This is a genomic window from Neobacillus sp. S1115, from assembly GCF_055385565.1.
The window spans coordinates 124,526-137,523 of sequence record NZ_AP038275.1; the positions used below are offsets into that span (position 1 = coordinate 124,526).

Genomic DNA, 12,998 nt, shown 5'->3' on the forward strand with positions numbered 1-12,998 from the left:
ACATAAATAGGGAGGTAGGCCCCTTGCTGGACGTTAATAATTTTGAGTACATGAAAATAGGTCTTGCATCACCGGATAAAATCCGCTCTTGGTCATTCGGTGAGGTTAAAAAACCTGAAACCATTAACTATCGTACGTTAAAGCCAGAAAAGGACGGTTTATTCTGCGAAAGAATTTTTGGTCCGACAAAGGATTGGGAATGTCATTGCGGAAAGTACAAGCGTGTCCGTTATAAAGGTGTTGTCTGTGACCGATGCGGTGTAGAGGTTACTCGTGCAAAGGTCCGCCGCGAACGAATGGGGCATATTGAACTTGCCGCACCTGTTTCGCATATCTGGTATTTTAAAGGCATTCCAAGTAGAATGGGGCTTGTTTTAGACATGTCTCCAAGGGCGCTTGAAGAAGTCATTTACTTTGCTTCATATGTAGTGACAGAATCAGGTGACACTGCTCTTGAAAAGAAACAGCTATTATCAGAAAAAGAATATCGTGCCTATCGTGAAAAGTACGGTAATAAATTCCAAGCATCTATGGGTGCAGAAGCCATCAAGAAACTGCTGTCAGATATCGATTTAGATAAAGAAGTTGATGGTTTAAAAGAAGAGCTTAAAACAGCTCAAGGCCAACGCCGTACACGTGCGATTAAACGTCTTGAGGTTCTCGAAGCATTCCGTAATTCCGGGAACGAACCATCTTGGATGGTGTTAGATGTTCTTCCGGTCATTCCACCGGAGCTGCGCCCAATGGTTCAATTAGATGGCGGAAGATTTGCGACTTCTGACTTAAACGATTTATATCGCCGTGTGATTAACCGTAACAATCGTTTAAAGCGTTTATTAGACCTGGGTGCGCCTAGCATTATCGTTCAAAACGAAAAGCGGATGCTCCAGGAAGCCGTCGATGCTTTAATTGACAACGGCCGCCGCGGCCGCCCGGTTACAGGTCCTGGTAACCGTCCGTTAAAGTCACTGTCCCATATGCTGAAAGGTAAGCAAGGGCGTTTCCGTCAAAACCTGCTTGGAAAACGTGTTGACTATTCCGGCCGATCGGTTATCGTCGTAGGTCCTAATCTAAAAATGTATCAATGCGGACTTCCGAAAGAAATGGCGCTTGAATTATTTAAGCCATTTGTGATGAAGGAGCTTGTTGAAAAGGGATTAGCCCATAATATTAAATCAGCAAAGCGCAAAATTGAAAGAGTGTCCCCAGATGTTTGGGATGTGCTTGAAGATGTCATTAAGGAGCATCCGGTTCTGTTAAACCGTGCCCCTACGCTTCACCGTTTAGGGATCCAGGCATTTGAACCTACGCTCGTTGAAGGCCGTGCTATTCGTCTTCACCCGTTAGTATGTACTGCATACAATGCCGACTTTGACGGAGACCAAATGGCTGTGCACGTACCGCTTTCTTCAGAAGCGCAGGCTGAAGCCCGTCTTTTAATGCTTGCTGCCCAAAACATTCTTAACCCGAAAGATGGTAAACCGGTTGTTACTCCTTCACAGGACATGGTATTAGGAAACTATTATCTAACTCTTGAAAGAGAAGGTGCCGTCGGTGAGGGCATGGTGTTTAATGATACGGACGAAGCCCTTCTTGCCTATCAAAACGGCTATGTTCACCTGCATACAAGGGTTGCTGTTAATGCCGGTAATTTAGGAAATGAGACTTTTACAGAAGAACAAAACAACAAGCTGTTAATCACAACCGTTGGTAAGCTTGTGTTTAATGAGATTCTTCCAAAATCATTCCCTTATATCAATGAACCAACTAAACACAATTTAGAGGTTGAAACACCTGCTAAGTACTTTGTCGAAAAAGGCGAGGATATCAAAGAAAAGATTAAAAATATGCCTTTGATTGATCCGTTTAAGAAGAAAATTCTTGGTAATATCATTGCGGAAGTATTCAAGCGTTTCAAAATTACCGAAACATCCAAAATGCTCGACCGCATGAAGGATTTAGGTTTCAAATATTCAACTAAAGCCGGTATTACTGTTGGTGTTGCCGATATCGTCGTACTTAAAGAGAAAGGGCAAATTCTTCATGATGCGCAGGCTAAGGTTGATAATGTTACTAAACAGTTTAGACGTGGTTTAATTACAGAGGATGAGCGTTATGACCGTGTCATCTCTATTTGGAGCCAGGCGAAGGATACTATTCAAGGTAAATTGATGAAATCCTTGAATAAGACTAATCCAATCTTCATGATGAGTGACTCCGGTGCCCGTGGTAATGCATCTAACTTTACACAGTTAGCAGGTATGCGTGGTCTGATGGCCAACCCGGCAGGTCGTATCATCGAGTTACCAATCAAGTCAAGTTTCCGTGAAGGATTAACGGTATTAGAGTACTTTATCTCTACTCACGGTGCGCGTAAAGGTCTTGCCGATACAGCCCTTAAGACAGCTGACTCAGGTTACTTAACCCGCCGTCTCGTTGACGTTGCACAGGACGTTATTGTTCGTGAGGATGACTGTGGAACAGACCGCGGCTTTACTATCAGCGCTTTAAAAGATGGTACAGAGGTTATTGAACCACTTGAAGAGCGTCTAATTGGCCGATATGCACGTACGCCTATTAAACATCCTGAAACAAAGGAAATCCTTGTTCCGGAAAATGGCCTAATTACAGAAGACCTTGCCACTGTCATTGTAGAGGCTGGAATTGAAGAGGTTAAAATCCGTTCGGCATTTACATGTAACACCCGCCATGGTGTTTGTAAAAAATGTTACGGCCGTAACCTAGCGACTGGTCAAGAGGTCGAAGTGGGTGAAGCGGTTGGTATTATTGCGGCCCAGTCTATCGGTGAGCCAGGAACACAGCTAACGATGCGTACATTCCATACCGGCGGTGTTGCGGGTAACGATATTACGCAAGGTTTGCCGCGTATTCAGGAAATTTTCGAAGCGCGTAACCCTAAAGGGCAGGCTGTAATTTCAGAAATTGACGGTGTGGTCATCAGCATTAACGAAGGCCGAGACCGCCAGCACGAAATTGTTGTTCAAGGTGAAGTTGAGCAGCGCAGTTATACTGCTCCGTATACTGGCCGTCTGAAGGTTGCTGTCGGAGACCGGATTGAACGAGGTCAGGAATTAACCGAAGGATCAATCGATCCAAAAGAACTGATTAAGGTAAAAGATGTAATTTCCGTTCAGGAATACCTGCTTCGTGAAGTGCAAAAGGTTTACCGGATGCAGGGTGTTGAAATTGGCGATAAGCACGTCGAGGTTATGGTCCGCCAAATGCTCCGCAAAGTGCGTGTCAGTGAGGCTGGAGATACAGATGTATTACCGGGTACACTGCTAGACATTCACCAGTTTACGGATGCCAATGAATCAGCTTTACTAAACGGCAAAATACCGGCTACAGGGCGTCCTGTATTACTTGGTATTACCAAAGCATCTCTTGAAACTGATTCATTCTTGTCTGCAGCATCATTCCAAGAAACAACAAGAGTTCTTACCGATGCAGCAATTAAGGGCAAGCGCGATGAATTGCTTGGTTTAAAAGAGAATGTTATCATCGGGAAACTGGTTCCTGCCGGAACAGGTATGCAGCGCTACCGCAAAGCAGAGCCAGTCCTTCGGGATACAACCTCAGAAGAGCCGGTAACAATTGATTAAATAAATGTCAGAGGCTGACCTTCGTCAGCCTCTATTTTAAGAAAAAATTTAAATGTTTTGTTGACAACTATTTTCTAAGATGTTACTATATCAAAGGTGCTCCTATACACCTGATACTTTGGAGGATAGCAATCATGTCTTATGAAAAAGTATTGCAGGCGAAGAGTTTTATTATAGGGACAAAACAAGCAGTGAAAGCACTAAAGGAAGGAAAAGTCGAAGAGCTGATTATCGCGGCAGATGCTGACCAAAAAGTTACGGCACAGGTGGTCACAACAGCCCAAGACTTAGAAGTTCCTGTTCTGTATGTCGACTCCATGAAAAAGCTTGGTAAAGCATGCGGAATTCAAGTAGGTGCGGCCGCTGTTGCAATTATCCGTTAAAAACTGTTTTTGTAGATAGAGTAGTCTGCAAAAACTTTGTTTTTGCAAAAAAATGAACCACCTGGATGTGTGGGCTTACAATTAATGAAGGGAGGAAAAAACATGCCTACAATTAACCAATTAGTGCGCAAGCCACGTCAGTCAACGACTGAGAAGTCAAAATCACCTGCGCTAAATAAAGGTTATAACAGCTTCAAAAAATCACAAACAAATGTATCTTCACCACAGAAACGCGGGGTATGTACTCGTGTTGGTACAATGACTCCAAAGAAACCAAACTCAGCGTTACGTAAATATGCTCGTGTACGCTTGACAAATGGTATCGAGGTGACTGCATACATTCCTGGTATTGGCCACAACCTTCAAGAGCACAGTGTTGTTCTTATCCGTGGCGGACGTGTAAAAGACTTACCAGGGGTACGTTATCACATCGTACGCGGAGCGCTTGATACAGCTGGAGTTAACAACCGTATGCAAGGCCGCTCAAAATATGGTACTAAGAGACCAAAAGCAGCTAAGAAATAATCATACTATATAGAAGCTTCTTTGAAAGGAGGAAAAAGCATGCCACGTAAAGGTCCTGTAGCAAAGAGAGACGTGTTACCAGATCCACTTTACAATTCAAAATTAGTTACTCGTCTTATCAACAAAATGATGATTGACGGTAAAAGAGGTAAATCTCAAGAAATTCTTTACTCTGCATTTAATACAATCCGTGAGCGTTCTGGAAAAGAACCTATGGAAGTATTCGAAGCAGCAATGAAAAATATCATGCCAGTTCTAGAAGTAAGAGCACGCCGTGTCGGTGGTGCTAACTACCAAGTTCCAGTTGAGGTGCGTCCTGACCGCCGTACAACTCTTGGTCTTCGCTGGTTGGTAAACTATGCACGTCTTCGCGGTGAAAAAACAATGGAAGAGCGCTTAGCGAACGAAATCATGGATGCAGCAAACAACTCTGGTGCATCTGTTAAGAAACGTGAAGATACACACAAAATGGCTGAAGCAAACAAAGCGTTTGCTCACTATCGTTGGTAATCTAACCTTCAAATATAAAAACTTTCTACTAGGAAGGAGAAAGACCCAATGGCAAGAGAGTTCTCCTTAGAAAATACTCGTAATATCGGCATCATGGCACACATCGATGCCGGTAAAACGACTACCACTGAGCGTGTCCTTTATTACACTGGTAAGATTCATAAAATCGGTGAAACACATGAAGGTGCTTCTCAGATGGACTGGATGGAGCAAGAACAAGAACGCGGAATCACAATCACATCCGCTGCAACAACTGCACAATGGAAAGGCCACAGAGTTAACATCATCGACACACCAGGACACGTAGACTTCACTGTTGAAGTAGAACGTTCCCTTCGTGTACTTGATGGTGCGGTAGCTGTTCTGGATGCTCAGTCAGGTGTTGAACCACAAACTGAAACAGTTTGGCGTCAAGCAACAACATACGGAGTACCACGTGTAGTATTCGTAAACAAGATGGACAAAATCGGCGCAGACTTCCTGTACTCTGTGAAAACATTACATGAACGCCTGCAAGCGAATGCTCATCCAATTCAGTTACCAATTGGTGCTGAAGATCAATTCTCAGCCATCATTGACCTTGTGGAAATGAACGCTGTATTCTACGGAAACGACTTAGGAACTGATATTGAAGTTCGTGAGATTCCAGAAGAATACCGTGCACAAGCTGAAGAATATCATGAAAAATTAGTTGAGGCAGTAGCTGAACTTGATGAAGAGTTAATGGAAAAATACCTTGGCGGAGAGGAAATTTCAAAAGAAGAGTTGAAAGCCGCAATCCGTAAAGGTACTGTTAACGTTGAATTCTACCCAGTTATCTGTGGATCAGCTTTCAAAAACAAAGGTGTTCAGTTAATGTTAGATGCAGTTATCGATTACCTTCCATCTCCATTAGATGTACCTGCCATCAAAGGTCATGCTGTGGATGATGAAGAGGAAATCGTTGAGCGTCACTCAAGTGACGAAGAGCCATTCTCAGCTCTTGCATTTAAAGTTATGACAGACCCTTATGTTGGTAAATTAACGTTCTTCCGTGTTTATTCTGGTACTTTAGAGTCTGGATCATATGTTCAGAACTCAACTAAAGGCAAACGTGAACGTATCGGACGTATTCTGCAAATGCACGCAAACAGCCGTCAAGAAATCTCAAAGGTTTATGCCGGTGATATTGCTGCTGCTGTAGGTTTGAAAGATACAACTACTGGTGATACTCTATGTGACGACAAAAACCTTGTTATCCTAGAGTCTATGCAATTCCCAGAGCCAGTAATCCAGCTTTCAGTTGAACCTAAATCAAAAGCTGACCAAGACAAAATGACAACTGCTCTGCAAAAGCTGCAAGAAGAAGATCCGACTTTCCGTGCACATACTGACCAGGAAACTGGACAAGTAATCATCGCTGGTATGGGTGAGCTTCACCTAGATATCATCGTTGACCGTATGCGTCGTGAATTCAAAGTTGAAGCTAATGTAGGTGCACCGCAGGTTGCTTACCGCGAAACATTCCGTGCTTCTGCACAAGTTGAAGGTAAGTTCGCTCGTCAGTCTGGTGGACGCGGTCAATACGGACACGTTTGGATCGAATTCTCACCTAACGAAGAAGGAAAAGGATTCGAGTTCGAAAACGGTATTGTCGGTGGTGTTGTTCCTCGTGAATACATCGCTCCAGTCCAAGCGGGACTTGAAGATGCGCTTCAACGCGGTGTTCTTGCCGGATATCCATTAGTTGATATTAAAGCAAGACTATTCGATGGTTCATACCATGATGTTGACTCCTCTGAAATGGCGTTTAAAATTGCCGCTTCATTGGCACTTAAAAATGCAGCATCTAAGTGTCAGCCAGTAATCCTTGAACCAATGATGAGGGTAGAGGTTGTAATCCCTGAAGAATATCTTGGGGACATTATGGGACAAATCACTGCACGTCGTGGACGTGTTGAAGGTATGGAAGCTCGTGGTAACGCACAAGTTGTTCGTGCTATGGTTCCTCTATCAGAAATGTTTGGATATGCAACTGCGCTTCGTTCTAGCACACAAGGTCGTGGAGTATTCTCTATGCACTTTGATCACTACGAAGAAGTACCTAAATCAGTTTCTGAAGAAATCATCAAAAAAAATAAAGGTGAGTAATTGATTTTTACTTATCTTTAAAGTATAACTACTTATGTAAGAATGGAAACTGTGAAACGAGGACAACCTCTTTACAGTTTCCGCTTAAATATACTTAATTTTTATAATCCAAAGGAGGATTTTCCAAATGGCAAAAGCTAAATTCGACCGTTCAAAGCCACACGTTAACATTGGTACAATCGGACACGTTGACCATGGTAAAACTACTTTAACTGCTGCAATCACTTCTGTACTTGCTAAGCAAGGTAAAGCAGAAGCTCGTGCATACGATCAAATCGACGGTGCTCCAGAAGAAAGAGAACGTGGTATCACAATCTCTACTGCACACGTTGAGTATGAAACTGATGCACGTCACTATGCACACGTTGACTGCCCAGGACACGCTGACTATGTTAAAAACATGATCACTGGTGCAGCACAAATGGACGGCGGTATCCTTGTTGTATCTGCAACTGATGGTCCAATGCCACAAACTCGTGAGCACATCCTTCTTTCTCGTCAGGTAGGCGTACCATACCTTGTTGTATTCATGAACAAGTGTGACATGGTTGACGACGAAGAATTACTTGAATTAGTAGAAATGGAAATTCGTGACCTTCTTTCTGAATACGATTTCCCTGGCGATGACACTCCAGTTATCAAAGGTTCTGCTCTTAAAGCATTAGAAGGCGATGCAGCATGGGAAGAAAAAATTATCGAACTTATGGATGCTGTTGACAGCTATATTCCAAACCCAACTCGTGACACTGACAAGCCATTCATGATGCCAGTTGAGGACGTATTCTCTATCACTGGTCGTGGTACAGTAGCTACAGGACGCGTTGAGCGTGGCGTAGTTAAAGTTGGTGACGTAGTTGAAATCGTTGGTTTCACTGAAGAGCCAAAATCTACAACTGTAACAGGTGTAGAAATGTTCCGTAAGCTTCTTGACTTTGCTGAAGCTGGTGACAACATCGGTGCCCTTCTTCGTGGTGTAGCCCGTGAAGAAATCGAGCGTGGACAAGTTTTGGCTAAGCCAAAGTCCATCACTCCACACACAAAGTTCAAAGCACAAGTTTACGTATTATCTAAAGAAGAAGGTGGACGTCATACTCCATTCTTCTCAAACTATCGTCCACAATTCTATTTCCGTACTTCTGATATCACTGGTATCATCATTCTTCCAGAAGGTACTGAAATGATCATGCCTGGCGATAACACAGAAATGACTGTTGAGCTTATAGCACCAGTTGCGATTGAAGAAGGAACTAAGTTCTCTATCCGTGAAGGTGGACGTACTGTAGGTTCAGGTTCAATCACTACAATCATTGAGTAATTAATCAATAACAGAAGCAGCTGGGTGACGATCCAGCTGCTTTTTTATATTGTTCTTTAAAAAAATTTTCCGTGTTTCTTCTATATAATTATGAATGTTTAAATGTAATTTAATTAGGAGATTACTGGAGATTATTATTATGTGTTGAAATCATGTATATCAACCTTTATAATAATAAAAGTGTTCAGGACATAAGACTAAAAAAAATCGTAATAAATGTTGCGTTTGCTTTATGTTTTATGTATAATAGACAATGTTGGTCTTTGACTGCGATGATGTGGGAGGTTGCTGACACACCCGGCCGCTTTGCCATGGCGCTGTGTTAGGGAAATTCTCACTGAGAAATGTCTATTTTAAAAATAGGCGAATAAAGGAGGGAAAATAATGGCAAAACAAAAAATTCGTATCCGCTTAAAAGCATATGATCACAGAATCCTTGATCAATCTGCAGAAAAAATCGTTGAAACAGCAAAGCGTTCAGGTGCAGCTGTGTCTGGTCCGATTCCGCTTCCAACTGAAAAATCTATTTATACGATTCTTCGTGCGGTTCACAAGTACAAAGATTCTCGTGAGCAATTTGAAATGCGGACACATAAGCGTCTAATCGACATCGTTAATCCAACTCCACAAACAGTTGATGCATTAATGAGATTAGATTTACCATCCGGTGTAGATATCGAAATCAAATTATAAGCAAATAAAATTTTACAAAATTAGGAGGTGTGACTTACATGACCAAAGGAATCTTAGGAAGAAAGATTGGTATGACTCAAGTATTTGCTGAGAACGGGAACTTAATTCCTGTAACAGTAGTTGAGGTAGCTCCAAACGTTATTCTTCAAAAGAAATCTGCGGAAACTGATGGCTATGAAGCTATTCAAGTAGGTTTCGAAGATAAACGTGAAAAGTTAGCTAACAAACCTGAAAAGGGACATGCTGCAAAAGCAAATACTGCTCCTAAGCGCTTCGTTCGCGAATTCCGCGGAGATGACTTAGCAGGCTATGAAGTTGGTCAAGAAGTCAAAGTTGATATTTTCGCTGCAGGCGATTTAGTAGATGTAACAGGAATCTCAAAGGGTAAAGGTTTCCAAGGCTCTATCAAGCGCCACGGACAATCACGCGGCCCAATGGCTCACGGTTCTCGTTACCACCGTCGTCCTGGTTCAATGGGACCAGTTGCTCCAAACCGTGTATTCAAGGGTAAATTATTACCTGGACGTATGGGCGGAGAGCAAGTTACTGTTCAAAACCTTGAAATCGTTAAGGTTGACGCTGAGCGCAATCTACTTTTAATCAAAGGTAACGTTCCAGGCGCGAAAAAAGCGTTACTAAAAATCAAAGGTGCGGTTAAAGCATAATCACTTCATAAGAAAGGAGGAACATAGGAATGCCGAAAGTAGCATTATTTAACCAAAACGGTTCACAAGTTGGTGAAATCGAGTTAAACGAATCCGTATTTGGTATTGAACCTAACCAACACGTATTATTTGAAGCGATCATTATGCAAAGAGCTTCTTTACGTCAGGGAACTCATAAAGTTAAAAATCGTTCTGAGGTAGCCGGCGGTGGTCGTAAACCATGGCGCCAAAAGGGAACAGGTCGTGCTCGTCAAGGGTCTATCCGTTCTCCACAATGGCGCGGAGGTGGTACTGTATTTGGTCCACAACCACGCAGCTACAGCTATAAATTACCGAAAAAGGTTCGTCGTTTAGCAATCAAATCTGCACTATCATCTAAAGTTCTAGAAGAAAAAGTGTTAGTACTTGAAAGCTTAGCGTTCGATGCTCCAAAAACAAAAGACTTCAAAGCTGTTTTAAATGGTCTTTCTGTTGAGAAAAAAGCGTTAATCGTTACAGCTGACCTTGATGAAAACGTAGCATTATCTGCTCGCAACATTCCTGGTGTAACAGTTGTAACTGCTGATGGAATCAACGTATTAGACGTTGTAAATCATGATAAATTAATCATGACTAAAGCAGCGGTTGAAAAAGTAGAGGAGGTGCTTGCATAATGGATGCACGCGATATCATTAAGCGCCCCGTTATCACTGAACGTACTACTGACCTAATGGCTGAAAAGAAATATACTTTTGAAGTGGATGTTAAGGCTAATAAAACTCAAGTTAAAGATGCTGTCGAAGAAATCTTTGGCGTAGAAGTTGATAAAGTCAACATCATGAACTACAAAGGTAAGTTCAAGCGTATGGGTAAATTTGGTGGTTACACAAACAAACGCCGCAAGGCAATCGTTAAACTAACTGCTGACAGCAAAGAAATCGAATTCTTTGAAAGCTAAAATCTAATATAAGAGGAGGGAAATAAAATGGCGATTAAAAAGTACAAACCTACCTCTAACGGACGTCGTGGGATGACTGTTTCTGATTTCGCTGAAATCACAACAAGTACTCCAGAAAAATCACTCTTAGCTCCATTAAAGAGCAAAGGCGGCCGTAACAACCAAGGTAAGTTAACTGTTCGTCATCAAGGTGGCGGCCATAAGCGTCAATATCGTTTAATCGACTTTAAACGTAACAAAGATGGCATTCCTGGACGCGTTGCCACTATCGAATACGATCCAAACCGTTCTGCAAACATTGCACTAATCAACTATGCTGATGGTGAAAAGCGTTATATCTTAGCTCCAAAAAATCTTGAAGTAGGCATGGAGGTAATGTCTGGCCCTGAGGCAGATATTAAAGTAGGTAACTCACTTCCATTAGCAAACATTCCTGTTGGTACAGTAGTACACAACATCGAATTAAAACCAGGTAAAGGCGGCCAGTTAGTTCGTTCTGCTGGAACAAGCGCTCAAGTACTTGGTAAAGAAGGTAAATACGTACTTGTACGTTTAACTTCTGGTGAAACTCGCATGATTCTTTCTGAATGCCGTGCATCTATCGGTCAAGTAGGAAACGAACAGCATGAACTTATTAAAATCGGTAAAGCTGGTCGTTCTCGCTGGTTAGGCGTGCGTCCAACTGTCCGTGGATCTGTTATGAACCCTAACGATCACCCACACGGTGGTGGTGAAGGACGTTCACCAATCGGACGTAAGTCTCCAATGTCTCCTTGGGGCAAACCGACTCTTGGTTACAAAACTCGTAAGAAGAAAAACAAATCCGACAAACTTATTATTCGTCGTCGTAAAAAATAACGTGATTGAACTACGGTTCAAAGACAGAGCCGTAGACCGCTCACGAAGGGAGGTTCATTCATGGGTCGCAGCTTAAAAAAAGGACCATTCGTTGATGATCATTTAATGGTTAAAGTTGAAAAGTTAAATGAATCCGATAAGAAACAAGTGATTAAGACTTGGTCTCGTCGTTCTACGATTTTCCCACAATTTATCGGTCATACGATCGCCGTTTATGATGGCCGTAAACATGTGCCTGTGTATGTTACTGAAGACATGGTAGGACATAAGCTTGGAGAATTCGCTCCAACACGTGCTTACAAAGGTCATGGTAACGATGATAAGAAAACAAGACGTTAAGAGAGGAGGGCATCCCAATGCAAGCTAAAGCTGTTGCAAGAACAGTCCGAATTGCTCCTCGTAAAGTCCGCTTAGTCGTCGATTTAATTCGAGGAAAGCAAGTTGGTGAAGCGGTGGCGATTTTAAATCTGACTCCGAAGGCTGCTTCTCCAGTTGTTGAAAAAGTTTTAAAATCCGCTATGGCAAATGCTGAGCACAATTATGAAATGGACGTAAATAACTTGGTAGTATCCCAAGCATTTGTTGATGAAGGTCCAACCTTAAAACGTTTCCGTCCACGCGCTATGGGCCGTGCAAGCCAAATCAACAAGCGCACAAGCCACATTACAATCGTTTTATCAGAGAAGAAGGAGGGATAAGCTGTGGGTCAAAAAGTAAATCCAGTCGGTTTGCGTATCGGAATCATCCGTGATTGGGAATCTAAATGGTACGCAGGTAAAGACTTTGCTGATCTTTTACACGAAGACATTAAGGTTCGTGAATACATCACGAAGCGTTTAAAAGATGCTTCTGTGTCTAAAGTTGAAATCGAACGTGCTGCGAACCGCGTTAACGTTACAATCCATACAGCGAAGCCTGGTATGGTAATCGGTAAAGGCGGTACTGAAGTGGAATCACTTCGTAAAGCATTAAACCAATTAACTGGCAAACGCGTTCATATCAACATTCTTGAAATCAAGAAGGCTGATGTTGATGCGAAGTTAGTTGCTGAAAACATTGCTCGTCAATTAGAAAACCGCGTATCTTTCCGCCGCGCACAAAAGCAAGTAATTCAACGTGCTATGCGTGCTGGCGCAAAGGGTATTAAAACAATGGTATCCGGCCGTCTTGGTGGTGCCGATATCGCTCGTTCAGAACATTATAGCGAAGGAACTGTTCCACTTCATACACTTCGCGCTGATATCGACTACGCTACAGCAGAAGCCGATACAACTTACGGTAAACTTGGTGTAAAAGTATGGATCTATCGTGGAGAGATCCTTCCTACTAAGAAGAAAACTGGGGAAGGAGGCAAATAAT

14 protein-coding genes are annotated in these 12,998 nt (G+C 42.5%); all 14 read left to right on the plus strand.

Annotated elements, in window-relative coordinates; genetic code table 11:
• Window positions 1-23 precede the first annotated feature (23 nt).
• Entirely contained in the window at window positions 24-3,623 is a 3,600-nt protein-coding gene (gene rpoC, locus ACZ5B7_RS00650) for a DNA-directed RNA polymerase subunit beta' (RefSeq protein WP_464492256.1), read from the plus strand.
• Between the two features lie 134 nt (window positions 3,624-3,757).
• On the plus strand, window positions 3,758-4,006 hold the full coding sequence (locus tag ACZ5B7_RS00655; protein WP_213148275.1) for a 50S ribosomal protein L7ae-like protein: 249 nt from the start codon (window positions 3,758-3,760) through the stop codon (window positions 4,004-4,006).
• Between the two features lie 102 nt (window positions 4,007-4,108).
• On the plus strand, window positions 4,109-4,531 hold the full coding sequence (gene rpsL / locus ACZ5B7_RS00660; RefSeq protein ID WP_213121087.1) for a 30S ribosomal protein S12: 423 nt from the start codon (window positions 4,109-4,111) through the stop codon (window positions 4,529-4,531).
• A 39-nt stretch (window positions 4,532-4,570) separates the two neighbouring features.
• Window positions 4,571-5,041: a 30S ribosomal protein S7 gene (gene rpsG, locus ACZ5B7_RS00665; protein ID WP_213121086.1), complete on the plus strand. Its 471-nt coding sequence runs from the start codon at window positions 4,571-4,573 to the stop codon at window positions 5,039-5,041.
• A gap of 48 nt (window positions 5,042-5,089) precedes the next feature.
• On the plus strand, window positions 5,090-7,171 hold the full coding sequence (fusA, locus tag ACZ5B7_RS00670) for an elongation factor G (RefSeq protein WP_464492257.1): 2,082 nt from the start codon (window positions 5,090-5,092) through the stop codon (window positions 7,169-7,171).
• Between the two features lie 127 nt (window positions 7,172-7,298).
• On the plus strand, window positions 7,299-8,486 hold the full coding sequence (gene tuf / locus ACZ5B7_RS00675; RefSeq protein WP_213148272.1) for an elongation factor Tu: 1,188 nt from the start codon (window positions 7,299-7,301) through the stop codon (window positions 8,484-8,486).
• A gap of 384 nt (window positions 8,487-8,870) precedes the next feature.
• On the plus strand, window positions 8,871-9,179 hold the full coding sequence (gene rpsJ / locus ACZ5B7_RS00680) for a 30S ribosomal protein S10 (RefSeq protein WP_034676072.1): 309 nt from the start codon (window positions 8,871-8,873) through the stop codon (window positions 9,177-9,179).
• 38 nt (window positions 9,180-9,217) lie between these two features.
• Window positions 9,218-9,844, plus strand: coding sequence for a 50S ribosomal protein L3 (gene rplC / locus ACZ5B7_RS00685; RefSeq protein ID WP_464492258.1), 627 nt, complete (start codon window positions 9,218-9,220; stop codon window positions 9,842-9,844).
• A 29-nt stretch (window positions 9,845-9,873) separates the two neighbouring features.
• Window positions 9,874-10,497, plus strand: coding sequence for a 50S ribosomal protein L4 (gene rplD, locus ACZ5B7_RS00690; protein WP_213148270.1), 624 nt, complete (start codon window positions 9,874-9,876; stop codon window positions 10,495-10,497).
• Window positions 10,497-10,781 (plus strand): 50S ribosomal protein L23, encoded by a 285-nt coding sequence (gene rplW / locus ACZ5B7_RS00695; RefSeq protein WP_277398412.1) that lies wholly within the window; start codon window positions 10,497-10,499, stop codon window positions 10,779-10,781. The genes rplD and rplW overlap by 1 nt, the downstream gene beginning before the upstream one ends.
• A gap of 27 nt (window positions 10,782-10,808) precedes the next feature.
• A complete protein-coding gene (rplB, locus tag ACZ5B7_RS00700) occupies window positions 10,809-11,639 on the plus strand; it encodes a 50S ribosomal protein L2 (RefSeq protein WP_423800334.1) in 831 nt (276 codons plus the stop codon).
• Window positions 11,640-11,699: 60 nt separating this feature from the next.
• The gene (rpsS, locus tag ACZ5B7_RS00705; protein WP_213121080.1) at window positions 11,700-11,978 is read left to right on the plus strand and encodes a 30S ribosomal protein S19; all 279 of its coding nucleotides are present in this window, start codon (window positions 11,700-11,702) and stop codon (window positions 11,976-11,978) included.
• Between the two features lie 17 nt (window positions 11,979-11,995).
• The gene (gene rplV, locus ACZ5B7_RS00710) at window positions 11,996-12,337 is read left to right on the plus strand and encodes a 50S ribosomal protein L22 (RefSeq protein WP_213121079.1); all 342 of its coding nucleotides are present in this window, start codon (window positions 11,996-11,998) and stop codon (window positions 12,335-12,337) included.
• 3 nt (window positions 12,338-12,340) lie between these two features.
• Entirely contained in the window at window positions 12,341-12,997 is a 657-nt protein-coding gene (gene rpsC, locus ACZ5B7_RS00715; RefSeq protein WP_213148268.1) for a 30S ribosomal protein S3, read from the plus strand.
• Window position 12,998: the final 1 nt, after the last annotated feature.

Coding starts and splice junctions, on each gene's coding strand:
- ACZ5B7_RS00655 (WP_213148275.1), top strand. CDS start 3,758: ATGTCTTATGAAAAAGTATTGCAGGCGAAGAGTTTTATTATAGGGACA.
- rpsL (WP_213121087.1), top strand. CDS start 4,109: ATGCCTACAATTAACCAATTAGTGCGCAAGCCACGTCAGTCAACGACT.
- rpsG (WP_213121086.1), top strand. CDS start 4,571: ATGCCACGTAAAGGTCCTGTAGCAAAGAGAGACGTGTTACCAGATCCA.
- fusA (WP_464492257.1), top strand. CDS start 5,090: ATGGCAAGAGAGTTCTCCTTAGAAAATACTCGTAATATCGGCATCATG.
- tuf (WP_213148272.1), top strand. CDS start 7,299: ATGGCAAAAGCTAAATTCGACCGTTCAAAGCCACACGTTAACATTGGT.
- rpsJ (WP_034676072.1), top strand. CDS start 8,871: ATGGCAAAACAAAAAATTCGTATCCGCTTAAAAGCATATGATCACAGA.
- rplC (WP_464492258.1), top strand. CDS start 9,218: ATGACCAAAGGAATCTTAGGAAGAAAGATTGGTATGACTCAAGTATTT.
- rplD (WP_213148270.1), top strand. CDS start 9,874: ATGCCGAAAGTAGCATTATTTAACCAAAACGGTTCACAAGTTGGTGAA.
- rplW (WP_277398412.1), top strand. CDS start 10,497: ATGGATGCACGCGATATCATTAAGCGCCCCGTTATCACTGAACGTACT.
- rplB (WP_423800334.1), top strand. CDS start 10,809: ATGGCGATTAAAAAGTACAAACCTACCTCTAACGGACGTCGTGGGATG.
- rpsS (WP_213121080.1), top strand. CDS start 11,700: ATGGGTCGCAGCTTAAAAAAAGGACCATTCGTTGATGATCATTTAATG.
- rplV (WP_213121079.1), top strand. CDS start 11,996: ATGCAAGCTAAAGCTGTTGCAAGAACAGTCCGAATTGCTCCTCGTAAA.